This window comes from Candidatus Omnitrophota bacterium (assembly GCA_041648975.1).
GTDB lineage: Bacteria > Omnitrophota > Gorgyraeia > 2-01-FULL-45-10 > 2-01-FULL-45-10 > JAQUSE01.
The window spans coordinates 21,402-45,073 of record JBAZNZ010000018.1 but is presented as its reverse complement, the minus strand read 5'-3'; the positions used below and the strand labels follow the sequence as shown (position 1 = coordinate 45,073).

The following is a 23,672-nucleotide window of genomic DNA, read 5'->3' as shown; positions in this document are numbered from 1 at the left end:
ATAATACCGTAAAATCCCTGCCCTGCCGCTGCTGCTGCCTGCCGGAATTTCATTGCAAAAATGATAAAACTGTGGTATAAAATCATAGCTTATTTCAGGAGGAGATACATATGATCGCGGATTCCGATAAAAAGATAATACTGGACATATCCAGGCAATACCACGCGAAGAAGGTTCTGCTTTTTGGATCGAGCATAGATCCTAAAAAGGAAAGTCATGATATCGATATAGCCGTAGAGGGTGTTTCTGACAAGGATTTTTTTAAATATTACGGCGATCTTATATTTTCGCTGTCAAAACCTGTAGACGTGATCGATATCAAAGGGAAATCCAAGTTTATCTCGTTGATACTACGAGAGGGAACGCTTCTCTATGGCTGATTATAGAGCATATATCGAAGCCGAATATGAAGAGATAGAAAAGACGTTATCTTTTTTGCCGACAAAACCTCTTTCCAGGCTATCCAAGCTTGAATTAGCCGGTGTCGCGGCGCTTCTTCATAATTTTTATAATGGCATCGAAAACATACTTAAACAGGTATTCCGTATCAGGAACATCCAAACCCCACAGGGTGAATCCTGGCACCGTGATTTGTTGTTAAAAGCCGCCGAAGAGAACATCCTTTCCGAGCCACTATCTGATGATCTGAAGCGGTATCTCGCTTTCAGGCATTTTTTCAGCCATGGTTATGCCATAGATTTATCCCCCGATAGGATGGGGCCGCTTATCCTGGCCGTCCGAGATATATTCAAAAGCTTCAAGAAAGAAATTGACGAAGCGCTCGCCTAAGCAAGGTTTATCCTCGGCAAAATCTGCGGCATATTTGACCCTGCGAAGATCGAACAGCTCCATAAAGCCGCCCGCGAATGCGCTGAAGCGATGTAGGGATCGCGCATATCCATAATACCGCAAAATCCCTCCCATCAAAATTCTTGAGAATTGACCTGCCTTGTGCTATATTAGCCTCGATCCGGGGAGTTCCATATGCCGCGTCATATATATATCATTAATGCTAAAATTATATCAAAGGGCGCCCTTCTAAAAGGCGCGGCGGTTTTGATAAGCGGGACAAAGATCGCGTCCTTAGGTAAAAAGACCGCTCTCTGCAAGAATTCGCTATCGATCAACGCCAAGGGCTGTTTCGTTTCTCCGGGTTTTATAGATACTCATATCCACGGGGATCCTGAACGCGTATTTCTTAACGAAATAAGATCGGGCACCACATCTATAATGCCGGCGCTGTCATGCGACAGCTTCGCTAATATATTTAAAAAAATAGACAGGATAAAGACTTTTGCCGGCGAGGAACCCTTCGGGCCGAACGTGCTCGGCATCAGGATAGAAGGCCCCTATATAAATAAATCGAAGGCCGGCGCGCAGGACAAGCGCTATATAAGAAAACCCGACGCAAAAGAGCTTGCAAAGATCTTAAAAAGATGCGGCCGGTCTTTGAAGATCATGACCGTGGCGCCGGAATTGAAAGGCACCCTGCAGGCAATAAGGATATTAAAGGCTAAAAAAGTAATAGCGTCGATCGGCCACTCGGCCGCTACTTATGAAGAGGCGATAGCGGGCATAGACGCAGGCGTAAGCCACGCGACCCATACATTTAACGCCATGAGCGGCAAGGAAGCGCCGAAGACCGGCGCGGTGGGGGCCGCGCTCGCGGATGAAAGGGTAACGGCTGAAGTCATCCCGGACCTAGTCCACGTGCGCGAAACGCTGCTAAGGTTGCTGCTAAAGACGAAGATCGCTGACAGGATAATCCTGATCACGGATTCTGTGCGGGCCGAAGCCGCAGACAAAAGTTATCCACAATGTAGCGGACGTTTAAACGTCCGCTACTGCAGGGGTGGGGCCGACGGCGGTGTTTACAGATTAAAGGATGGAAGGCTCGCCGGCTCATGCCTTACCATGATAGAGGCGATAAAGAACGCGGTATCGGCGGGCGCTCTCTCTGTGCCGGACGCGGTGCGGCTTGCGACGGAAAATCCGGCCAGGCTTTTGGGCCTTCAGCGGAGAAAAGGAACGATCGCAAAAGGCATGGACGCGGATATCGTGGTATTTGATAAAAATTTCGATGTTAAGATGACGATTATTAGAGGTGAGATAGTTTACAGAAAAAAGACGCGAGGGGAAAAATGTGCGGAATAGTCGGATACATAGGTGGTAGATCGGCGCAGGACATTTTGCTTAAAGGGTTGAGCCGGCTGGAATACAGGGGTTACGATTCAGCAGGCGTTGCCACTATAAAAGGCGGCAATATAAATACTGTTAAGAGGATGGGCAAGCTAAAGGTGCTTATCGACGAACTTAAGGACAACCCGGCGGAAGGGAAGATCGGCATAGGCCATACAAGATGGGCGACCCACGGCGCTCCGAGCGACGTAAACGCCCACCCCCATCTCGATTGCGCGGGGAAGATCGCCGTAGTCCATAACGGTATAGTAGAGAACTATCTGGAGCTCAAGAAGCAGCTTGCGAGACAGGGCCATAAATTCATATCCGAGACAGATACCGAGGTGATCGCGCACCTGATAGAAAAATTCTATAAGGGCGACCTGGAGAAGGCCGTCCTTAAGACCGTCAGGCTGTTGAAGGGATCATATGCGCTCGCCGTGATACATAGAGATGAACCATCCCGGCTTGTAGGCGCGAGATGCGATTCCCCTCTCATCGTAGGCCTGGGCGACGGCGAGAATTTTTTGGCGAGCGATGTCCCCGCAGTGCTTGACTATACGGATAAGGTCATGTATCTGGAGAACCACGAGGTGATAAACCTGACAAAAGAGGGCGTTACGGTGAAGGACCTGTCCGGCCGCATTATACACAAGAGGCCTTCGACCATAAATTGGGATATCAAACAGGCGGAAAAATCCGGATACGAACATTTCATGCTGAAAGAGATATTCGAACAGGGCGAGATCGTAGAGCATATCCTGGATGAAAGGCTGAAGAAAGGCTCTGTGGTATTCGAAGAACTTAAGATAGGGCCGGCCGATTTCAAGCGGTTCAAAAAGATAGCTATAGTAGCGTGCGGCACGGCGTATCACGCCGGGCTTACCGGAAAATATATGCTTGAAGAATATGCCGGCATATCATGCTGGGTCGATACGTCGAGCGAGTTCCGTTATCGCAATCCGATGGTCGATAAAGATACGCTCGTTATTATCGTTTCGCAATCCGGAGAGACCGCTGACAGCCTTGCTGCGTTGAGAGAAGCAAAGAAGAGGGGGGCCAAGGTCCTCGGCATATGTAATGTGCTGGGAAGCTCGATAGCCAGAGAAGCGCACGGGGTAATCTATACTCACGCGGGGCCGGAAATAGCCGTCGCGTCGACGAAAGCCTACACGGCGCAGCTCACCATCTTTTACCTGATAACGCTCTACCTCGCGAAATTGAGAAAGGCCGCTAAGCCCGCGGCGCTCAACTCTTTTATCAGGGAATTCAAAAAAGTGCCGCGCCTCATGGACGAACTGCTCTCCGAATACAGGTCCGGCAATAACATGCTGGCGGCGTACGCCCAGGAGTTCCGTAGATATTATATCGAAAAACAGCATAAGTCCTACTTCCTGTATCTCGCGCGCAATATAAATTATCCCAATGCCCTTGAGGGCGCATTGAAGCTTAAAGAGATATCTTATATAAGCGCCGAAGGGTATCCCGCGGGCGAGATGAAGCACGGCCCCATAGCGTTGATAGACGAAAACCCGTGGGTCGTCTGCATAGCGGTCAAATCGAAGACATACGACAAGATGCTCTCCAATATACAGGAGATAAAAGCGAGGTCCGGGATAGTGATCGCGATAGCGACCGAAGGCGACAAAGAGATACTTCACCACAATATAAACTACCTGATCGAGGTGCCGGAAATAAACGAGCTCTTCTCTCCGCTTTTAGTGGTTATACCGTTGCAGCTTCTGGCATACTACGTAGCTAAAGAGTTCGGATACGATATAGACCAGCCGCGTAATTTGGCTAAGTCGGTGACCGTAGAGTAGAGTTAGATGCGCTTGGCGATTAAGCGATTAAGTTATTAAGTGATTAAGTGGGTAAGGTACGCTATTAAAAAGAATATGACAACACTTAATCACTTAACTCGGTTAAACTGTTGTAATCGCTAAACTCAGTTGCCATATGGTAATCGCTTAATTACTACACAGATATAACGAGGAACAGCATGCCCGGAACGCTATACATAGTCTCCACGCCTATCGGCAACCTTGAAGACATAACATTGCGCGCGATAGACACCCTGAAAAAGGTCGACCTGATCGCCGCCGAAGATACGCGCCATACGAAGATACTGCTCGACAGGTACGATATAAAGACTCCCACCACAAGTTATTTCGAATATAATAAGGTCCGGAAGACGGAGTACCTGTTGAAAGCGCTCGGCGATGGTAAGTCGGTGGCGCTCGTCTCCGACGCGGGGACGCCGGGCATATCCGACCCCGGATATAAGATAATAAGGGCCTGCATAGATAATAACGTGGCGGTCGTGCCGATACCCGGGGCGTCCGCGCTTCTTACAGCGCTCAGTATATCCGGTAAGCCCACGGACAAGTTCGCGTTCGAAGGTTTTCTGTCGAATAAATCCGCAAGAAGGAGAAGGCAGCTGCAGAAACTCCGCGATGAAGGCAGGACCGCCGTGTTGTATGAATCGCCGCACAGGATATTGAAACTTTTAGAAGACATACTCGAGATATACGGCGACGTAGACCTGGCGCTCGTAAGAGAGGCAACCAAAAAATTCGAAGAGGTAAGAAGAGAGAAGGTAACGGCGTCGATCGCGCATTTCAGCGCGAAAAAACCGCAGGGCGAATTCACTGTCATAATATAAAAAGGAGCATTCACGATGAAGAAGGCGTTGATCACAGGCATTACCGGCCAGGACGGGTCGTATATGGCCGAATTTCTCCTCTCTAAAGGATACCAGGTCCACGGATTGATAAGACGGGTCAGTACCCCCAACCTGGGCAGGATAGAACATATCAGCGACGGCTCGAAGTCGCGGCTTAAGCTGCATTACGGGGACCTATCCGACCTGGAGCAGGTTTCCAATATAATCTATAACATCAAGCCCGACGAGATATACAATCTGGGCGCGCAGAGCCATGTCCGCCTGAGTTTCGACATGCCCGAGTATACCGGCGACGTAACGGGGCTCGGCACGACGCGTATACTTGAGGTCATCCGCCGGAGCGGCAGGAAGATAAAATTTTATCAGGCTTCATCGAGCGAGATGTTCGGCACTTCCCCGGCCCCGCAGAACGAGAACACGCCTTTCAGGGCCAGGAGCCCTTATTCATGCGCAAAGGTCTATGCGCATGAGATGACAAAGAATTATCGCGACGGTTACGGGATATTCGCCGTTAACGGGATAGCCTTTAATCACGAAAGCCCCCGCCGCGGAGAGGCCTTTGTCACGCGCAAGATAACGCGCGCTGTGGCCTCGATAGTCGCAAAAAAGCAGAATGTCTTATATCTCGGGTATCTCGACGTTGAAAGGGATTGGGGCTATGCCCCCGAATACGTCGAGGCCATGTGGAAGATGCTGCAAATGAACAAACCGGACGATCTTGTCCTGGGGACGGGCAAATTGGGCTCTGTGAAAAATTTCGTCAAAGAGGCGTTTTCATATGTGGGGCTGGATTGGCGTAAATATGTAAAGATAGACGGACGTTTTTTCCGCCCTACGGAAGTCTGCAAACTTGTGGCCGACTCTTCGAAGGCGCGCAAGTCGATCGGCTGGAAGCCTAAGGTGCGGTTCGGTGAACTTATGAAGATTATGATAGACGCGGATATGCGCGCTATCGGCATCAAACCGGTCGGCGAAGGCGATGCCTTGTTGCGGGAGAAGTTCCCGAAGCGGTGGTGGAGAATAGATTGATGAGGATAGCGGCTTTTTCGGTCTCTTTTTTGTTGACGGCTGTATTGACGCCTTTCATTATCAGGCATTCGTACAAGAGGGGCCTTCTCGATTATCCGAAAGAAAAATCTATACATACGCGGCCGATGCCGATGGCCGGAGGCCTTGTAATATTCTTTGTCTTCTTCGTTACCAGCCTCATCTTCCACTCCGGCTACAACCTGCTGCCGCTATTTACCGCTTCGATCGCGCTCCTGGCGAGCGGGCTCTATGACGACATAAAAGGGCTGAATGCCCCCCGGAAGCTTGCAGTGCAGTGTTTTGCCGCCGCTCTTCTCGTTTGGAGCGGTGTAGTTATCACCGATATCAAGATCCCGTTCGGCCCGCTCGTCGTGCTCGGGGCCTTTTCGATACCCGTAACTATATTCTGGCTCGTCTTCATTATGAATCTGATCAATCTCCTGGACGGCCTGGATGGGTTAGCCGCGGGGCTCTCGGCAATAGTCTTTATCGTCCTCGCCGCGGTAACCTTCGCCTCGAACCTCGGGATCCAGCTGATGATACTTACAGGCTCGATACTGGCATTTCTCGCATTCAATTTTCACCCGGCAAAGATATTCCTGGGGAATAACGGCAGTTCGTTCCTCGGGCTGGCCGTCGGGTACTTCTCTATAGCCACCGCCCAGAAAAGCGCGGTTATGCCTATATTAATAATACCGTGCGTTATACTGCTGATACAGATCGTGGATGTAGCGCTGGCCATAGTCAGGAGGGCCAGGAACAAGACCGGTATATTTACCGGAGACAAATATCATATCCACCACCGGATACTCGGGCTTGTTAAAAGCCAGAGATTGACGGTTCTTCTGTTTTACATGTGCTCGCTTATCCTGGCGTTAGCCGCGTTAATGGTATGGTCGTAGAAATGCCGCCTAAATGAGAGGTTTAGAATATGGGGCGCCTCCTGTCGTGGGCCCACAAAGGTTTCTTCGCCGTCCTGGATCAGGGCATATTTGCCGGCGCAAATTTTCTGGTCAATGTCCTCCTTGCCCGCTGGCTTGAGCCGGTAAAGTACGGGGCTTTCGCGATAGCCTATTCGGTCTTCCTCCTTATCGGCGCGCTGCACGCAGCGCTTATAACAGAACCCATGATGGTATTCGGCGCGGGTAAGTATTCGGGCAAACCCAGGGAATATCTGGGGATAGTCGTGAGGTGCCACCTGTATCTGGTCATACCCATTACAGCGATCCTTGCCGCGCTGGCAGTCATATTTCGGTACTTATATTCCCACGATGTGATGGCGGCCCTGCTGGCCCTGGCCTTGTCGGCGCCGGTGGTCCTTTTGATGTGGGTCTTGAGGCACGCCCTTTATGTATCGCTGCGGTCGGATATAGCTGCACTGGGGAGCCTGGTATATTTTATTATTTTCACCGGCTTAGTCGCGATGACCTATTGGATGCGCGCCCTGTCCGCCACGACGGCTTTGCTTTGTATGGGCCTAAGCGCCTTGCCGGTCTGCCTCGTCTTTATAAAATATCTTCAGCCGAAATGGGGCACAGCGGAAAACCCGGGGTTTTCATCCGTTCCGAAAGACCACTGGTCTTACGGACGGTGGGCGCTGGGCACAGCCGCTCTTATGTGGATTCCCGGTAATATATATTTTTTGGTACTTCCTGTATGGCTCGGCCTCGAAGGCGTCGCGGCCTTAAAAGCCGTTATGAACTTCATCTTGCCGATGCTTAACGTCATATCCGTGCTGTCGCTGTTACTCCTTCCCGTATTCAGCCGCAATATCAGGATGGAGCCGCGGCGCATCCCCGGCATTATAAAGCGCTGCCTTATTATTCTTTTCTCGGCATCTGCCGCTTATTTTATTATTCTCGTTATTTTCAAAGTACCGCTTGCGCACCTGCTGTACAGGACCAAGTACGACAGCTTTCTCTATTTAATACCCGTCCTTTGCCTCCTCCCGTTCGGCGCAAGCCTCACGGCTGTGATGGGCAGCGTCCTTCGCGCGACCGAAAGCCCCGACAAGGTCTTCCTCTCCTATATAGGGCCGGGCGTTTTTTCATTGACCTTCGGAGTTGCCCTGGCCGCGATCTTAGCTTTGACCGGCGCGGTGGCGGGTCTTATCATCTCATCTGTATTGACAGGCATTACGATGTCAATTTTATATAGGCGTTTTGGCAAAAAACCGCAGTTGATAGGCAATGTTAACCTTGAAGAATGGAGCGCTTAGAGATATGAAAGTCGTGATATTGGCCGGAGGAGCGGGGACGCGCCTTGCCGAGGAGACATCGTCAAGGCCGAAGCCGATGGTCGAGATAGGGGGCCAGCCTATCTTATGGCATATAATGAATATATACGAATCGTACGGGCACAAGGAATTCGTGATAGCCCTCGGCTGCAAGGCCGAGATCGTAAAAGATTATTTCCTTAATTATTACAATCTGCAGAGCGACCTGACCATCAAGCTTAAAACAGGGGAGGTCACGGCATCAAAGGCAGCTGCTAAAGATTGGGTCGTAGATCTCGTTGATACCGGTTTAAATACTATGACGGGCGGCAGGCTCAAGAGGCTGCGGAATATCCTTAAAGGCGAAAGATTCATGATGACTTACGGGGACGGCTTGGGCAACGTGGACCTGAAAAAACTTATGGCGTTCCATAAGTCGCACGGCAAAATAGCGACCGTGACCGCTGTGAGGCCGGCGGGGCGGTTCGGCGGGATGGTATTTGACGGAGACAGGGTAAAGAAGTTCAAAGAAAAAGCGCAGCTGGGAGAAGGCTGGATAAACGGCGGTTTCTTTGTCTTTGAGCAGGGTATATTCGACTATCTGGAAGGGGACGACACTATCCTGGAGCAGGACCCGCTGGAAGACCTCGCCAGGGACGGAGAATTGATGGCCTATAAACACGAAGGGTTCTGGCAATGCATGGACACCTTAAGGGATAAGCAGTTCCTGGAAGAATTGTGGAGCTCGGGAAAAGCGCCGTGGAAAAAATAACGTGAGGAATGTCGTGGGCCTTCGTAATTTTTTTAAGAATAAGACCGTCCTGGTCACAGGACATACCGGTTTCAAGGGCGCGTGGCTTAGTATATGGCTGAACGAAATGGGCGCCAACGTAATAGGATATGCCCTTGACCCGTACTATAAGAACAGCGTTTTTGAATTGTCGAAACTGGCGGGAAAGATCACCGATATAAGGGGCGACATCCGGGATATCGGCAAATTGAAAAAAGTTTTCAAGGCCCACCGGCCCCAGATAGTGGTCCATCTGGCGGCCCAATCTCTCTTAAGGCTTTCCTATGACATACCGAGGGCGACTTTCGAGACCAATGTCATGGGCACGATAAATATCATCGAGTGTTTAAAGGAATACCGCCCGAAAAGCATCGTATTGGTCACAAGCGATAAATGTTATAAGAACGTGGAGCAAAAAAAGGGCTATACAGAAACAGACCTTTTGAGCGACCGGGACCCTTACAGCTGCAGCAAGGGATGCGCTGAAATGGCGGTCCAGTCATACAGGAATTCATTTGGTCTGAAGATGGCGACCGCCCGGGCGGGCAATGTCATCGGAGGAGGGGATTGGGCGCCCGATAGGCTGGTCCCCGATATCATCAGGAGTTTAAAAAAAGGCGCGAGGATAAAGATACGGAACCCGCGCGCGGTAAGGCCATGGCAATTTGTCCTGGAGCCCCTGTCAGGGTATTTAATATTGGCCAAAGAGCAATATGAGGGTAAAGACCTGAGCGGAGGATGGAATTTCGGCCCCGACAGGACGTCGATAGTTTCTGTAAAATCTCTTGCAGAGATGATAGTTGACGAATGGGGAGGCGGAGAGATGCTGGTGCAAAAGGACTCTTCGAATAAGCATGAAGCGCAGCTCCTTTATCTGGATTGTTCAAGATCAAAAAGCAAATTAAAATGGAAGCCTCTTATGAACATGAAAAAGACCGTAAAGTATATTGTGGAGTGGTATAAAAATTACGGCGCTGGAGACACGTACAAGCTTTGCGCGGAGCAGATAAAAAGATATGAGGGGCTTATGCGAAAGGCGGGGAGGCATACGTGATAGACGGGGTTATAATAACACCGTTGAAGCAGATCGTTGACGAAAGGGGCGCAATAATGCATATGCTCAGAGCCGACGCGCCGCATTTCGTCAAATTCGGAGAGATCTATTTCTCCCTCGTGCGTCCGGGCGCAGTGAAGGCATGGCACATACATAAGCGCATGACGTTGAACTACGCTGTGCCGAGCGGAAAGATAAGACTTGTTATCTATGACGGCAGGGAAGAGAGCCCTACAAAGGGCGAGGTCCAGGAGATACTTATGGGGCCGGACAATTATTGCCTGGTCACCGTTCCGCCGATGCTCTGGAACGGTTTTCAGGGCCTTGGCCCCGCGGACTCGATAGTCGCAAATTGCGCATCGATCTCCCACGACGAGTCGGAGATAGAGAGAAGAGACCCACATGACCCGTCGATACCGTATAAGTGGGGCAGGGCGCGGGAGCCGGCCGGTTGAAACTCAATAATAGAGGCAGGATGAGAATAGTCATCACCGGGGTCAGCAGTTTTGTCGGATCCCATCTCGCCGCGTTTTTTTCCGGACGCGGCCATCAGGTTACAGGGACTATCAGTAAAAATATAAAGGAGTACGATCCGCTGCATCGCAGCCGGCTGGCCGCGGCGCAGGCCGCAGGAACGGTCTTGAAGAGATTGGATATAACGGATCCGGAAGGCGCGAAAAGGATCGTGGCTGCCCAGAGGCCGGAGATATGGATACACCACGCGGGATATGCGACAGACTACGGCAAAGCGGATTATAATATTGCGGAAGGGGAGCGCGTAAATGTCCTGCCGCTCGACGCATTGTACGCAAATATTTCCGCCAATGAGTGCAGAGGCGTTATCATTACCGGCTCATCGGCCGAGTACAGCGCCTCAACATCGCCCTGCCGCGAAGGCGATCCGTGTTTTCCGGACACACCTTATGGATTGTCCAAGTTAACCGAAACTCTTTGCGCCAGGCAGCTGTCGCTAAAATTCGGCATACCTACGCGCGTAGCGAGGCTATTCATTCCTTATGGCGCCATGGACAGCGCCAATAAGGTGATACCGAGCGTAGTCGCATCGCTCAAAAGAGGAAGGCCGATAGACCTGTCGGCGTGTGGTCAAAAGCGGGACTTTACTTATATAGAAGATGTCGTAAAGGGTTATTCGGCGCTGATGCGGGATCTCGCAAGAAAGAGCCTATTTGATATATTCAATATCTGCAGCGGCCAGGCAGTTACCCTGAAAAAGCTTTTACTATATTTGGCAAAGCAGATAAAGGCCGAGCCCTCCCTCCTTCGGTTCGGCGCAATAAATATGCGTTCCAACGAGCCGCGCGTCTCTTATGGCTCCATCGCAAAGGCGCAAGCGGTATTGAACTGGACCCCTCGCAGCCTCGATGAAGGGTTGCGTGCATATCTTGACGATACATTAAAAGGCTTATCATGACAAATTCCCCCGCCGTATCCGTCCTGATGTCGGTCCGCAACGGCATGCCTTATATTAAGGAAGCGGTGGAAAGTATTCTCGCCCAGACCTACCGTGAATGGGAGTTTGTGATAGTCGATAACGCGAGCGGTGACGGGACGAAAGAATACCTCGAAGATATGAGACGGAAGGATCCCCGTATCAGGTTGATACGGAATGACGTTTATAAAGAACAGGGAGAAGGATTGAATATGGGGCTTGAGCAATGCCGCGGCGTCTGGGTGATGCGGATGGACGCCGATGACATATCCCTGCCGGATCGCCTGGAGAGACAACTGGATTTTATTAAAGTCAACCCGGACATATCGGTGGCGGCGACGCTCGTATATTATATTGACGAAAATGGCAGGGTCATAGGAAAAAATACTTCTAAATGGACGGACAGGATATCCGTCGATAAGACCGTAGAAAACAATGAACTGGTCGGATTGCCGCATCCAAGCGTCATCATGAGAAGAGACGTTATAAAAGGAACGGGCGGGTACCGGCCACAATTCAGGCCAGCGGAAGACATAGACCTGTGGAACAGGGTCCTGGAAAAAGGGCACCGTATAATCGTGCAGGGCGAATATCTTTTAAAATACAGGATACATTCGTCGGGATCCTCGTTCTCTTTTAAGAAGGCCAAGTCCGCGAGGCTGAAGGTCGCATGGCTCAAAGATTGCCTGGCCAGGCGGCGCGGCGGAGGGGGTGAACAGTCATGGGAAGAGTTCCTGGCGTCGCGCGCGCGCATGCCGTTACTTAAGAAGTTGAACGCGGAGCGAAAAGACTATGCGAAAGCCCTGTATAAATATTCGGTTTTAAATTTTTCAAAACGCTCTTACCACAGGATGCTCCCGGCTATTATGGCGGCGCTTATTATGCAGCCGGGGTTTGTTATAAAACAGGTGACATCAAAACGATGGCGATAGACAGCGCGGAATTTTTAGGCATGGTCTTCAAAGGCCTGGACGAGCGGGGTATCCCCTACTGTGTGGCCAGGAATTATGCCCAGCTGCCTTATGTGAGGCCGGGCTCGGATGTGGATATCCTGGTCAATGTAAAAGACAGCGCGAAAACAGAGCGGATGCTTATCGATATCGCCGGAGCTCTCGATCTAAAGGTCCTGCAGATAATAAATAGGAACCATGTGATCATGTACAGATTTTATAGATTTTCCTCCGTAAACGACTATTTTTTTATCCAGGTCGATATACTTTTCTACGCGGGATACAGGGGGGCGATCTTTTTCAAGACGAGCGACGTGCTGGCTAAGCGGATCCCTTTCAAGTCTATTTATGCGCCGCGCCCTGTCCACGAAGCGGTGATGCTGCTACTGGGCGAATTATTGTATAAGGCAAAGATAAAAGAAAGATACAAGGACTTTATCAGGAAGACGGCGGCTGAAAATAAAAAAGAGTTTATCGATGTTCTTTCGGACGCAACGGGTGGAAAGCTTGCGCTGGACATTACTGAATCGGCCATTGGCGGCATGTGGCCCGAGCTTCTGGGCTTATCGCGAAGGGCCAGGCATAGCGTCTGCCGCAGGTCATGGTTTAGGCATCCGGTAAGGACAGCCGGAATATTCCTGGCCATATGCCGTGAAGTGACCAGATACAGGATATTCCCGCCCGGAATAGTGATATGCATCCTTGGCCCTGACGGCGCCGGCAAAAGTTCGGTAGCGCAGGGCGCTTTCAATATATTGAAGAACGCATTCTTATCGGATGCAAGCACAATACTGCATTACAGGCCGGGATGGCTGCCGTCTTTAGGGGCGCTTAGAGGGAAGAGAACAGAGCCCTTCGATCGTCCGTGGGAAAAAAGAACCACGCCGCTTCTCTCCCTTACGCGGTTTTTCTATTATCTTATCGACATAACAGCCGGGTATTATATAAGGGTGCACGATGCCGAAAGAAAGAACGCGATAGTGATATTCGAAAGATACGCCTATGATTTTTTATACGATCCCAGGCGGTACGGCTTCGATCTTCCCAAATGGTTTATCAGGGCCTTTGTGGGGCTGGTGCCGGCTCCAGACCTGGCTATATATCTGGACGCCTCGGCGAAGGCCGTTCATGAGCGCAAAAAAGAGCTAAGCCTTGAAGAGGTAGAGGTCCAGGCCGAGCGGTTCAAAAAGATAGCGCCCGGAATAAAGAATTTACAATCTGTCAATGCCGATGGGCCGATGGAGGACGTCCTGAGCGCCGTGGTCGGGTGCGTCCTGGAAAGAAGGACCGCGATGACCGCGAAGGAGCGGGGATCTCGATATGAGCGCTGACGCGATGAGCATAATAGGGAAAATAAACGGGCGCCTTATGGACGCCGGAGACGGAGACCCTTATCTTGCCCTTCCTTCAAAAGAAGAAATCCGCTGGCTGCTGCCTCTGGGCGCGCCCTATAGCCGTGCCGGGGTATTCGATTTTTACCATCCGTATAGTTTGAAGAATAAATTTCTCAAATTTGCGGTAATGGCATTGATAAGGATGAGGCTGGCCGGCACGGTGCTGGCAGGAAATATATTGTTCAAGGATGACAGCGAAGGGACAGGACTGAAAAAAACTCTTGAAAGGTCGTTGGGCGTAAAGATAGACATATCATTGTCGGTCAATCCGCTCATGGATAAGGCGACCGGAATAATCGTAAACCCAGATGGGTGCGTCATAGCCTATTCTAAAATGGGTTTTTCGGATCATTCCGCCGCGCTAATAAATAATGAATATGAATCATTGCAAAAGGTAAGGGCGCTAGGCCTGGTTTCATGCGACATCCCGGAAATAACCTCTTTTTTTATTGAGAACGGCGCTACCTGCGTCGTTGAAACGCCCTCCGCGAAGCCATGTTCGATAAGCCGGTTACGCTTGACCAAAAAACACACAGTGTTTTTATCGGAACTATTCGGGCGCACTCAAAAAAAAGGCCTTTTGGAAGAAAGCGCCGCATATATTAGATTACACGCAAAAATATTAACAGGCATACGCAGCTTTCCCGAAGAGTGGAGGGAACGTTTTGTTAAGTGTATGGAGAGGCTTTCGCAACACCGCCTCATCCAGATGCCGGGCTGTCTTTCGCATGGCGACTTCGCGCCCTGGAACATATTATTTGCGGGGCCCCGGAAGAATATCTTTCTGACCGACTGGGAATATTGCCAGGAAGGCCTGCCTTTCTGGGACGCCTTTCATTTTATAAGCCATACGAATATACTGCTGAATAGATGCGCCCAGAGCGCCTTGACGGATATGGTGTTTGAGGAAAGCGTCAGGAAGGAAGTTTATAGTGAAGTATGTCCTGAGGCGGCGGAGGACCCGGAGAAATTGAAGGCTTCCTTTATACTTTACTCGGTTAATATGAGTTTAAGATATCTGGAAATGTATTCAATAGCGGGGCGGCTGGACATGCAAACAAAGAAGATATTGAGCGTATTCGGGAAAGTTTTAGATGACTATAACCGGTAGCCGCAAGAAAGATGATCCGGCGAAGCGCGTCCTTGTCCTGGCCTATGCCTGCGAACCGGGCCTGGGGTCGGAAAACGCTGTCGGCTGGGAGTGGGTGAAGAGCATATCCCGGCATAACGAGACATGGGTGATCACGCGGGGATCGAACAGGGCTGCTATAGAAAAAGAACTGTCGGGGCATCCGGCGGGCAATATCCATTTTATCTTCTTCGACTATCCGAAATGGTCCAGGTTCTGGAAGAAGGGAAGAAGGGGCATTCATTTATATTACCTGCTTTGGCAAGCGGCCGTTTTTTTTATCGCGAAGAGGCTGCATAAAGAATTAAAATTCGATCTTGCGCACCACCTGACATTTGTAAGCGATTGGATGCCGAGCTGCCTGGCATTTTTACCGGTCCCGTTCATCTGGGGGCCCGTAGGATCGCATAACGTGCCCCTGAGGCCGTTCTACGGCGATCCGGCGGCGCTTATTTACGAATTGGCGAGAAAAATATTATACAAGACGGCGTACTACAACCCTCTTGTTGTCTTTACCCGGCGGAAGGCGAAGAAGATAATAGCCATCAATAAATATGTCGCGCATAAATTTTCCGGATATAGCGGCAAGGTGATAACGGTCCCGGCAATAGCCGTAACTATCCCCGGCTTTGAACCGCATAGCCGCGGACCGAAGACCAAAATATTGTTTGCCGGAGGCCTGGTGCACTGGAAAGGCGCGCTATTCGCCGTTGAGGCGTATAAAAGATTTGCGGCGGTCAATGAAAATTCGGAATTCCTGATAGCGGGCGAAGGCCCATGCAGGGGACGTATCGCGGATATTATAAGGCAGAACCGTCTTCAGGATAAGATAAAGCTGTTGGGTTTATTACCTCAGCAGGAGCTTTTTAAACTGATGGACGAGATCGATATCTTTCTGTATCCCAGCTTCGAAGGCGCCGGGATGGTGGTTCTGGAGGCGATGGCTCACGGCGATCCCGTCGTTTGTCTCGACTGGGGCGGGCCCGGTGAATTCGTCGATGAGAGATGCGGCATAAAGGTCAAGGCGCTCGCGCGCCGGGATATCATAGAAGGCCTTTCGGCGGCGCTCGAACGGCTGGCGTCCTGTCCGGACCTGGCCGGGTCTATGGGGCGCTCCGCCAGGGAAAAAGCGGCCCGGTATTCCTGGGAAGAGAAAGAAAAGGCCATAAATGCTGTCTATGGATAAATGCCCCTTATGCGGGTCGGAAAGAACGCGGCTGGAGCATAAATCCGCCGGCACAAGCATCCGCTCATGCGCGGCGTGCGAGCTTTTATACAGGTTCCCGCAGCCTTCCGACGGAGAGCTTGAAGAGCTGTATAACAGCCACTATACAAAAGAAAAAATGACGAATAACAGGCCGGGCGGGGCCTCTCCGGAGAACGTCCTTAGACAGCATCTGGACCTTATCGATAGATTTTTGTTGCCGCTGAAAGGCAAGCGCATACTTGACTATGGATGCGGCGCAGGCGCTCTCGGAAAGATCGCCAAAGCGCGGGGCATGGATGTTGCGGGCGTCGAGTCTAATGCGCACGCGAGAGAACATTTAATAAAAACAGGCCTCTTCCCGGTATATAAAGACGCGCATGAGTTGTCGGCCTCGGGCAAGAGATTCGATCTTATTGTATTGATACAAGTGCTGGAGCACCTGCGGGAACCGTGGAACGACATAGGTAAGCTTGCCGGCCTGCTTTCCCCGGGAGGATGTATTTATATAACGACCATAAACAGCAAAGGGCTGAACATTATCGTGAACGGCTTTCACCGGCGCGAACTTTTAAAGATGGAGCACTTATACTGGTTCACGTATAAGTGCCTGGACGCGCTTTGTAAGAATGCCGGCCTTGGCAGAACGATCAGGCTGCGCAATGCCGTAGCCGATACGAACCAGGGGCCGGCGCTGCGCGTGTCGCAGACGATCCTCGGCCGTTTTGATCTGGCCGGCTCCATCAAGATCGGCGTGAAAAGATGATCATACTTATATGTATCCTGATAGGCATAGCGCTTGTCATATTATATTACACAAGAGGCCTGCCCTTGCCTGTCCAAGCCCTCTTTTTTTTACTTAGCTGGTACGCTATCCTTGGGAGAGGTTTTGCCTACATAGGCATAGGGAATCTTTTCATAGGAGAAATAGTATTTATATTTATCGCGCCCTATTTTCTATTTTCGAAATGGAGATATCCGGAATCAATAAATTTTGTAAAGGACAGCCCCGGCAAAGCGATGATATTAATAATGCTCCTATTCGCCGCATATTTCTTAAGGGGCATCATCGGTTATGGCCAATCAAGCTTGAGAGATTGTGTCATCCTCTGGTATCCTGTATTCGCGTTCTTCGGCTACCACATCGGTACGGACGCAAAGCTGCTCGGCAAATATATTAAATTATTGAATTTTGTATTCATAGTGGTTTTCATATACGGCCTTACCTATGTTTTCGGAGAGATCGTGCGGAATGTGTCGCCGGTCGTCGATCCCGAAGACGGAGCTTTTCTTGTGGGCCACTATACCATGAACTATGTCTTCGTCATAGGCGGGATATTCTATTTCCTCCTTCTTGGAAAACGCGGCCTTAAAAATATCCTGTTGATAGTCCTGGGGATCAGCTGTCTCATAACTATTTCGTCGCGCGCCGGCTACCTGGCCTTTATCGTGCTGACCTTAGGGACGGGCATGATACGTAAAATGTTCAAATACCAGGTCAGGGCCGTTAAATATCTTATGATAATTTTATGCGTCGTAGCTTTTTTGGGGATAGTCACGCACATCAATACGCTTACTCAAGTGCACCTGAAGATGTCGCTTGAAAATATCGTTCAAAGGATAGTCAATATCTTCCCCGGTAATTACATGATAACGCAGGACAAGGATATGCAGGACTTTTCCGAGATATCTCAAGGAACAAGATTGGATCGTTTGAAATGGACCAGAGAAGCCCTGGCAATCTTTAAGAACAATCCGAAAATATGGCTGTTCGGGGAAGGGTTCGGTTATAATTTGGGCGCGGTCATAGGGTTCAGTTACCGCGTGCGCTATGTGCACAATAGCTATGTGACTTTGATCGTCCTGACCGGATTGGCGGGATGCGGAGCGCTTCTTTACCTGCATTCAGTTTTTGTAATAAGGGCCAGGCGCTTCTTAAAACAGGTCGAACCCGGCATGGAAGACCACAAAAGGAACATAATAACATTTTGCCTCGTCTATTATTGGGCTTTTATGATCATAGCGTTTTTCGGGCCGCTTTTGGAATGCCCGTTCCTGGCGGCAAATCTTTATTTTATTATGGGGGTAGGCATTGGAGCTATCAAGCTTTTCCGGCAAAAACAGAATACTGTTTACAAGCTCCTGGGATGACGGCAGCCGCTTTGACCTGAAATTGGCTGATCTGCTGGCGCGGTACGGAGTCAAGGCGACGTTCTACATCTCAATAGCGAACAAAGAGTCGAAAGACATCCTTTCTCCCGAAGAGATAAGGCATCTTGATAATACGTTCGAAATAGGGGCTCACACGTATTCTCACAATGTGCTTACGCGCATTCCTTTAGATAAAGCCAGGCAGGATATAGAAAAAGGCAAAAGATTGCTTGAGGATCTCCTGGGAAAGCGAGTGGGTTCTTTCTGTTTTCCAAGAGGTAAGTTTAATGAAGCTTTATTGAAGGCGGTCCTGGAGAGCGGTTTTGATTTTGCCAGGACAACCGGATACATGCGGACCAAGGAGATCGCAGACCTGGATAAAGGGCTGCTGTATACGACCCTTCAGGTTTACGACCGGCCTTTGCGCACATGCCTTTTGACCAGCGTTGAAAGGATGGACGGCGAAAGCCTCGCTAATATCACGAAGAATGCCGGAGGTATGACCGATTTTACAAGATGCGCCTCCGGCCTGCTGAGAGATTTAAAAAATAACGGCGGATCTTTCCATCTTTGGGGCCACTCATGGGAAATAGAAAAATTCGGTCTATGGAGCAAGCTGGAAGATTTTCTGAAATTTGTCAAATCGACGGATAATATTGTTTATTGCACCAATTCCGAATTATGGGAATCCATAAATGACCGGACGATCCAAGGTTAGTTTAACGGAGTTCATCGATCTTTTGGCCTGCCCCGATTGCGGCCGAGGCGTGTCAAGGGACGATAATGTGCGCTGTCCGGGATGTAAAAGAACATTTGAGATATTGGACGGCATCTGCGTTGATCTAATGCCCGCCAAAAAATTCGCGCGGCGCCGCGGCGGCGTCGTTGAGAATAGAAGCATCGATTGTTATAATCGCCTGTTCGATGAGCCCTTCAGGCGGGTAGAAGATCCTTCTCCGTGGGGCCTGTCGGTCCCGGAAAACTACAGGAAGAAGCTGAAAAAACATATATACATGTTGAACAAACTTATCCCGGAGCATATCGGCAGTTTTTGCGATATAAGCGCGGGGAGCGGCAGGTTTTCCTGGGAGATCGCCGTCAAGTCGAAGACGGCAGTTTTGTGCGATATCTCGGTCGACTCAGTTTGCTATCTCACTAAGAAATCCATAGAGAAAAAAAGGACAAACATATTTATTGCGAGATGCGATTATCTTAAGCCACCTTTCAAAAAGGATATCTTCGACGTTGTTTTATGTAACGATACGCTGATCTCCGGCCGGGATCACGAAAAAAAGCTTTTGGCGGCTATCTATGATGTATTGAGGCCGGGAGGATCGGCGATCCTGGACTTTGCATACCTGTATCACAGGGGTTTCTGGCACTTGCCGCATAGCGTAGCCTATTCCAGGAGAGAGATGATCGATATGCTGGAAGAGACGGGATTCCGCGTCGACAAATATCTTCCTCTATACCACGAACTATCCAATGACCCGGAAGAAAAACGCGTTACGTCGAAATTGTTGAAATGTATATTGCCTCCGACCAGATATATATTCAGGGTATTTAAATGAAGATACTGCTTGTCCATAATTTTTACAAGACCTCCGCCCCTTCAGGAGAGAATATAGTATTCCAGAATGAGCTGGCCCTGCTGAATAAAAAGGGCGTGAAGGTGGTTACCTATTGCCGGCACAACGATGAGATAGGCGGCTACAAGAAAAGGCTCCATACAGCCGCAAGTGTTATATGGTCGCGCAGGACTTATAGAGAGCTGAGGCTTTTAATAGAGCGGGAAAAGCCGGATGTGGCCCATTTTCATAATATATGGTACCTGGTATCTCCGTCGGCGTATTACGCTTGCAAAGACGCGGGTGTCCCGGTCGTCCAGACCGTACATAACTTCAGATTTTTTTGCGCTAACGGCATCTTTGTAAGAAAAGAAAAGGTATGCACGCTGTGCCTTGGCAAGCTTCCCTGGAGGGGCGCGCTATGCGGATGCTGCGAATCTCCCTGGATACGCACCTTGCCGGCGGTCTTTTCGGCCGTATTCCACAGGTTGCGAAAGATCACCGATAAAGGCATAGACGCGTACATAGCGCTTGGGAACAATGCCAGAGAGAGATTGATAAATTGCGGCATATCTCCGGATAAGATATCGGTAAAAAGCAATTTTGTACATGGAATTCCCGCATCGGACGAAGACAGTGATCCCTACCTGTTGTTTGCCGGAAGACTCAATAAACGTAAAGGGACGGATACTTTAATGGAGGCTTTGCGTATCCTTAAGGTCGAAAGAGGGATAGACGCGCCCGTCAAGATCGCCGGCAACGGCCAGGCAAAAGATTCTATTGAAAAGGCGATAAAGAATAACGGCCTTTCAGCGGTGGAGTTATTGAATAATGTGAACCACGATGAGATGCTTAGGATAATGCAGAAAGCGAAATGCGTCATAGTGCCGTCAAGGTGGTTCGAGATGCACCCGACGGTGATAATCGAAGCGTTCAGCATGGGGAAGCCCGTAGTGGGATCGCGCATCGACAACATCGGCGAAATGGTGAGCGACGGCAAGACCGGCCTGTTATTTGATATGAATGACCCGCATGATCTTGCCTCAAAGCTTGAAAAGATCATCACAGATGATAAGGCATGCATGGAGATGGGGCGCTCCGCACGCAGAGAATACGAAGAGAGATTTTCTCCGGATGTAAATTATAAGATCCTTGTAGACATATATAGTAAAGTAATAAACAGGGGTAAGGATGGATAAGGAAAAGATACTGGATATTTTAGTCGATACCCGGGCGCCGGAAGACGTTTACATGGAATTGACTACAGCCATAAGGCGAAAAGATAAAAAAGTCGTGTCTACCATAAACCCTAACGCGGCTGTAGTGACTCTGCGGGACGGCCTGTTCAGGAAAGCCATGCTCGACTCCGAAATAGTCATTCCTGACGGGCTCGGCATCGTTATGGCCTCAAGATTCCTGGGGGGGATGATAAAAAGGAGGTTCACGGGATCGGATCTCCTTGCCGGGCTCAGCGATTTTCTAAATAAGAACGGTAAAAACAGATATTTTTTTTACGGATGCACCGACGATGTCCTGAAAAAGCTCTCGGACAAGGTAGGCAGGGAATTCCCCAACATCGAAATAGCGGGGTCTTACGCTCCTCCATTCGGAGATTTCAGCCAAGAGGAGAATGAAAAATCTATAAAGCTTATCAATAGCGCCAATCCCGATGTTCTATGGGTCGCCATGACCGCTCCTAAACAGGAGAAGTGGGTATATGAGAACAGGGATAGGCTGAACGCTAAAGTAATAGCGTCTATAGGCGCGGCCTTCGATTACTATGCCGGCACGAAGAATAGGGGCCCCGTATTTTTGCAGTGGATCGGGCTTGAGTGGCTCTTCAGGTTCTTCAGAGAACCCCGAAGGATGTGGAAAAGGAACCTGGTCTCGACGCCCGTATTTATTTACCATGTTCTGAAGGCGCGGCTTAAGTAAAAAACAGGCGGTATTTGTATTTGATTTAAACGCACATTATGATATACTCTTAACGAGACATCGCTAATCATATGACAAAATCACGGCAAACATCACGAAACAGTCTTTTTATCTTTTTAATCCTGGCGGCTGCCGGATCGATTATGTTATCGCCGGGATCCGCATATGCGGCCTCCGACAAGTCCGCGCTTGACGAAAGCGTGCGCTATCTGGAAGCGCCCAAAGACGGCGAGGCTTTCGGTCTTCTGCAGGAAAAGAGGTTCAGGTGTAGCTTTAACGCGGAAGAGAGATACGACGACAACATCTACCTCACCAAAGACGCGACGATCGACGATTTTATAACGACGCTGAGCCCCTCAGCGACTTTTTATTACGGCAATTCCGACAGCCTCTTCTATACCTCCTATAACGCGGACATTTTTCTATATGGAAAAAAGAATAAAGAGAACCGTATCAACCAGGCCGTAGAAGCGCGCATGGAGCTCGCCAGGAACGGCCGCATAAAATTCAGGTTTAGCGATACCTTCCGCCCGACCTCGGATCCGGCGACGAGCGAGACGAATGATTTTGTAAAAAGGATAGCTAACGGTTTTGACGCGACTATGCGATGGGACGCGAGCGAGAAGACCTCGCTCGAGTTAAGTTATGACCAGGTACTGCAGCATTATATCAATGAGTCATACCGGGACTACAGTTATTTCGAGCACAGGTTCTCCCCGATACTGTACTGGCATAATTCGCCCAAGTTGTCGTTTACCGGAGAGTATAATCTGGGAATCATCGATTATTACGAGGGCCTGAATTACAGCTCGATATTCCAACAGGCTCGCGCAGGCGTCCAGGGAAAGCTGACGGCGAAGTCGACCGTATACCTTAAGGCCGGCTACCAGTACCGTTATTATGAATCGACCGCCAGGAAGAACACTCAGGGCGCCGTAGCCGAAGCGGTCTACGATTACCTCCTTTCGCAAAAGACCACAGTGCAGATCCTGGCGTCGTATGACATAAATGAATCGGTATACGAAGACGTCGGATATTTCAAAAGCGCCAATGCCTACCTTTCGGTAAATCACGATATCTCCAATAATCTTGTCGCCCGCGGAAGCGTGTTTTATGTCAGAAGCGACTACCCGCAGGAGACCGTTACGTCAACCGGAGAGATCAAGAAGAGGACCGACAACCTGCTTGGGTTTAACGTGAGGGCGACCTACGACATAAAGAGTTGGCTTGCCGCTTATGTAGAATATCAATATAAATTCAAGGTCTCGAATTTCAGGGACATCGAATACGGAAACAGCAGGGTATCGGGCGGCGCTAAGTTGAGCTTTTAATATGAAAAAGATCCTCGAGGTTGTTTTTTTCCTCCTTGTGGCATTATCATTAAATCAAATAGCATATCCGGACGAGAAACCTGTCTCATCTCAAAGCGGCCCGGGCGGATCCTATAAGATCTCGGCCGGGGATACCCTGAGCATACAGGTCTATGAAGAGCAGGACTTAAGCGGCGAATTTGAAGTGAAAGAGGACGGGACGATCACCTACCCGCTTTTAGGCGCGGTAAAGGTGGCCAGGCTCAATAAGTCGGACGTAGAGAACGAGATCACAAGACTCCTCGCGCAGGACTATATCGTAAATCCATACGTCCACGTCAGCGTGAAGACGTATCACCAGAGGAACGTGCTGGTGCTGGGGTGCGTACAAAAGCCGGGGTCGTATCCCTTTCCCCAGGACAAGGACGTCACCCTTCTGGAGGCTATATCCCTGGCCGGAGGCTTTACCGGTTACGCGTCCATAGGGGGTACGAGGATAGTCAGGGCAGGCGCTGACGGCAAGAAGATATCGATGGATCCGAAGATAGATAATATAATAAACGGTAGGCAGAAAGACGTGACTCTCAAACCGGACGACCTGGTTTATATTCCTGAAAGGCTCTTCTGAT

At 49.8% G+C, this 23,672-nt stretch carries 24 protein-coding genes; all 24 read left to right on the top strand.

All coding sequences use genetic code 11. The features are described 5' to 3' along the window. Positions 1-110 precede the first annotated feature (110 nt). The 24 genes from WC592_06615 to WC592_06500 all read left to right on the top strand — a co-directional run bounded on the left by WC592_06615 (position 111) and on the right by WC592_06500 (position 23,671). On the top strand, positions 111-380 hold the full coding sequence (locus WC592_06615; protein MFA4982123.1) for a hypothetical protein: 270 nt from the start codon (positions 111-113) through the stop codon (positions 378-380). Continuing rightward, the gene (locus WC592_06610) at positions 373-789 is read left to right on the top strand and encodes a hypothetical protein (protein ID MFA4982122.1); all 417 of its coding nucleotides are present in this window, start codon (positions 373-375) and stop codon (positions 787-789) included. Before WC592_06615 ends, WC592_06610 begins: the two co-directional genes overlap by 8 nt. A 195-nt stretch (positions 790-984) precedes the next feature. Then, the gene (nagA, locus tag WC592_06605) at positions 985-2,154 is read left to right on the top strand and encodes an N-acetylglucosamine-6-phosphate deacetylase (GenBank protein MFA4982121.1); all 1,170 of its coding nucleotides are present in this window, start codon (positions 985-987) and stop codon (positions 2,152-2,154) included. After that, on the top strand, positions 2,142-4,001 hold the full coding sequence (glmS, locus tag WC592_06600; GenBank protein MFA4982120.1) for a glutamine--fructose-6-phosphate transaminase (isomerizing): 1,860 nt from the start codon (positions 2,142-2,144) through the stop codon (positions 3,999-4,001). Before nagA ends, glmS begins: the two co-directional genes overlap by 13 nt. Positions 4,002-4,180: 179 nt before the next feature. Further along, on the top strand, positions 4,181-4,843 hold the full coding sequence (gene rsmI / locus WC592_06595) for a 16S rRNA (cytidine(1402)-2'-O)-methyltransferase (GenBank protein ID MFA4982119.1): 663 nt from the start codon (positions 4,181-4,183) through the stop codon (positions 4,841-4,843). A 15-nt stretch (positions 4,844-4,858) separates the two neighbouring features. Beyond that, the gene (gmd, locus tag WC592_06590) at positions 4,859-5,893 is read left to right on the top strand and encodes a GDP-mannose 4,6-dehydratase (GenBank protein MFA4982118.1); all 1,035 of its coding nucleotides are present in this window, start codon (positions 4,859-4,861) and stop codon (positions 5,891-5,893) included. After that, positions 5,893-6,795, top strand: a complete 903-nt coding sequence (locus tag WC592_06585; protein MFA4982117.1) for an MraY family glycosyltransferase — start codon at positions 5,893-5,895, stop codon at positions 6,793-6,795. The genes gmd and WC592_06585 overlap by 1 nt, the downstream gene beginning before the upstream one ends. A gap of 29 nt (positions 6,796-6,824) precedes the next feature. Further along, positions 6,825-8,111: a hypothetical protein gene (locus WC592_06580; protein ID MFA4982116.1), complete on the top strand. Its 1,287-nt coding sequence runs from the start codon at positions 6,825-6,827 to the stop codon at positions 8,109-8,111. A 4-nt stretch (positions 8,112-8,115) separates the two neighbouring features. Beyond that, a complete protein-coding gene (gene rfbF, locus WC592_06575) occupies positions 8,116-8,880 on the top strand; it encodes a glucose-1-phosphate cytidylyltransferase (GenBank protein ID MFA4982115.1) in 765 nt (254 codons plus the stop codon). Position 8,881: 1 nt separating this feature from the next. Further along, positions 8,882-9,952, top strand: a complete 1,071-nt coding sequence (gene rfbG, locus WC592_06570) for a CDP-glucose 4,6-dehydratase (protein MFA4982114.1) — start codon at positions 8,882-8,884, stop codon at positions 9,950-9,952. Next, on the top strand, positions 9,949-10,407 hold the full coding sequence (locus tag WC592_06565; GenBank protein ID MFA4982113.1) for a dTDP-4-dehydrorhamnose 3,5-epimerase family protein: 459 nt from the start codon (positions 9,949-9,951) through the stop codon (positions 10,405-10,407). The genes rfbG and WC592_06565 overlap by 4 nt, the downstream gene beginning before the upstream one ends. After that, positions 10,404-11,384 carry an NAD(P)-dependent oxidoreductase gene (locus WC592_06560; protein ID MFA4982112.1) on the top strand — a complete coding sequence of 327 codons (981 nt, stop codon included), beginning with the start codon at positions 10,404-10,406 and terminating at the stop codon, positions 11,382-11,384. Before WC592_06565 ends, WC592_06560 begins: the two co-directional genes overlap by 4 nt. Next, positions 11,381-12,334 carry a glycosyltransferase gene (locus WC592_06555; protein MFA4982111.1) on the top strand — a complete coding sequence of 318 codons (954 nt, stop codon included), beginning with the start codon at positions 11,381-11,383 and terminating at the stop codon, positions 12,332-12,334. Before WC592_06560 ends, WC592_06555 begins: the two co-directional genes overlap by 4 nt. After that, positions 12,325-13,683 (top strand): hypothetical protein, encoded by a 1,359-nt coding sequence (locus WC592_06550; protein MFA4982110.1) that lies wholly within the window; start codon positions 12,325-12,327, stop codon positions 13,681-13,683. The genes WC592_06555 and WC592_06550 overlap by 10 nt, the downstream gene beginning before the upstream one ends. Next, complete coding sequence (locus tag WC592_06545; GenBank protein ID MFA4982109.1) at positions 13,673-14,857, top strand: phosphotransferase; 1,185 nt, start codon at positions 13,673-13,675, stop codon at positions 14,855-14,857. The genes WC592_06550 and WC592_06545 overlap by 11 nt, the downstream gene beginning before the upstream one ends. After that, positions 14,841-16,061: a glycosyltransferase family 4 protein gene (locus WC592_06540; protein ID MFA4982108.1), complete on the top strand. Its 1,221-nt coding sequence runs from the start codon at positions 14,841-14,843 to the stop codon at positions 16,059-16,061. The genes WC592_06545 and WC592_06540 overlap by 17 nt, the downstream gene beginning before the upstream one ends. Next, on the top strand, positions 16,054-16,845 hold the full coding sequence (locus WC592_06535) for a class I SAM-dependent methyltransferase (GenBank protein MFA4982107.1): 792 nt from the start codon (positions 16,054-16,056) through the stop codon (positions 16,843-16,845). Before WC592_06540 ends, WC592_06535 begins: the two co-directional genes overlap by 8 nt. Continuing rightward, entirely contained in the window at positions 16,842-18,230 is a 1,389-nt protein-coding gene (locus WC592_06530) for an O-antigen ligase family protein (protein ID MFA4982106.1), read from the top strand. The genes WC592_06535 and WC592_06530 overlap by 4 nt, the downstream gene beginning before the upstream one ends. Beyond that, the gene (locus tag WC592_06525; protein MFA4982105.1) at positions 18,172-18,948 is read left to right on the top strand and encodes a polysaccharide deacetylase family protein; all 777 of its coding nucleotides are present in this window, start codon (positions 18,172-18,174) and stop codon (positions 18,946-18,948) included. The genes WC592_06530 and WC592_06525 overlap by 59 nt, the downstream gene beginning before the upstream one ends. Beyond that, the gene (locus tag WC592_06520) at positions 18,926-19,801 is read left to right on the top strand and encodes a methyltransferase domain-containing protein (protein ID MFA4982104.1); all 876 of its coding nucleotides are present in this window, start codon (positions 18,926-18,928) and stop codon (positions 19,799-19,801) included. The genes WC592_06525 and WC592_06520 overlap by 23 nt, the downstream gene beginning before the upstream one ends. Further along, on the top strand, positions 19,798-20,997 hold the full coding sequence (locus WC592_06515; protein MFA4982103.1) for a glycosyltransferase family 4 protein: 1,200 nt from the start codon (positions 19,798-19,800) through the stop codon (positions 20,995-20,997). Before WC592_06520 ends, WC592_06515 begins: the two co-directional genes overlap by 4 nt. Beyond that, positions 20,990-21,733, top strand: a complete 744-nt coding sequence (locus tag WC592_06510) for a WecB/TagA/CpsF family glycosyltransferase (GenBank protein ID MFA4982102.1) — start codon at positions 20,990-20,992, stop codon at positions 21,731-21,733. Before WC592_06515 ends, WC592_06510 begins: the two co-directional genes overlap by 8 nt. 143 nt (positions 21,734-21,876) lie before the next feature. Further along, positions 21,877-23,064, top strand: coding sequence for an outer membrane beta-barrel protein (locus tag WC592_06505; protein ID MFA4982101.1), 1,188 nt, complete (start codon positions 21,877-21,879; stop codon positions 23,062-23,064). A 1-nt stretch (position 23,065) separates the two neighbouring features. Then, entirely contained in the window at positions 23,066-23,671 is a 606-nt protein-coding gene (locus tag WC592_06500; protein MFA4982100.1) for a polysaccharide biosynthesis/export family protein, read from the top strand. Position 23,672: the final 1 nt, after the last annotated feature.

Coding starts and splice junctions, on each gene's coding strand:
- nagA (MFA4982121.1), top strand. CDS start 985: ATGCCGCGTCATATATATATCATTAATGCTAAAATTATATCAAAGGGC.
- WC592_06540 (MFA4982108.1), top strand. CDS start 14,841: ATGACTATAACCGGTAGCCGCAAGAAAGATGATCCGGCGAAGCGCGTC.
- WC592_06615 (MFA4982123.1), top strand. CDS start 111: ATGATCGCGGATTCCGATAAAAAGATAATACTGGACATATCCAGGCAA.
- WC592_06510 (MFA4982102.1), top strand. CDS start 20,990: ATGGATAAGGAAAAGATACTGGATATTTTAGTCGATACCCGGGCGCCG.
- gmd (MFA4982118.1), top strand. CDS start 4,859: ATGAAGAAGGCGTTGATCACAGGCATTACCGGCCAGGACGGGTCGTAT.
- WC592_06535 (MFA4982107.1), top strand. CDS start 16,054: ATGGATAAATGCCCCTTATGCGGGTCGGAAAGAACGCGGCTGGAGCAT.
- rsmI (MFA4982119.1), top strand. CDS start 4,181: ATGCCCGGAACGCTATACATAGTCTCCACGCCTATCGGCAACCTTGAA.
- WC592_06530 (MFA4982106.1), top strand. CDS start 16,842: ATGATCATACTTATATGTATCCTGATAGGCATAGCGCTTGTCATATTA.
- WC592_06505 (MFA4982101.1), top strand. CDS start 21,877: ATGTTATCGCCGGGATCCGCATATGCGGCCTCCGACAAGTCCGCGCTT.
- WC592_06580 (MFA4982116.1), top strand. CDS start 6,825: ATGGGGCGCCTCCTGTCGTGGGCCCACAAAGGTTTCTTCGCCGTCCTG.
- rfbF (MFA4982115.1), top strand. CDS start 8,116: ATGAAAGTCGTGATATTGGCCGGAGGAGCGGGGACGCGCCTTGCCGAG.
- WC592_06515 (MFA4982103.1), top strand. CDS start 19,798: ATGAAGATACTGCTTGTCCATAATTTTTACAAGACCTCCGCCCCTTCA.
- WC592_06610 (MFA4982122.1), top strand. CDS start 373: ATGGCTGATTATAGAGCATATATCGAAGCCGAATATGAAGAGATAGAA.
- WC592_06585 (MFA4982117.1), top strand. CDS start 5,893: ATGAGGATAGCGGCTTTTTCGGTCTCTTTTTTGTTGACGGCTGTATTG.
- glmS (MFA4982120.1), top strand. CDS start 2,142: ATGTGCGGAATAGTCGGATACATAGGTGGTAGATCGGCGCAGGACATT.
- WC592_06545 (MFA4982109.1), top strand. CDS start 13,673: ATGAGCGCTGACGCGATGAGCATAATAGGGAAAATAAACGGGCGCCTT.
- WC592_06500 (MFA4982100.1), top strand. CDS start 23,066: ATGAAAAAGATCCTCGAGGTTGTTTTTTTCCTCCTTGTGGCATTATCA.
- WC592_06555 (MFA4982111.1), top strand. CDS start 11,381: ATGACAAATTCCCCCGCCGTATCCGTCCTGATGTCGGTCCGCAACGGC.
- WC592_06550 (MFA4982110.1), top strand. CDS start 12,325: ATGGCGATAGACAGCGCGGAATTTTTAGGCATGGTCTTCAAAGGCCTG.
- WC592_06520 (MFA4982104.1), top strand. CDS start 18,926: ATGACCGGACGATCCAAGGTTAGTTTAACGGAGTTCATCGATCTTTTG.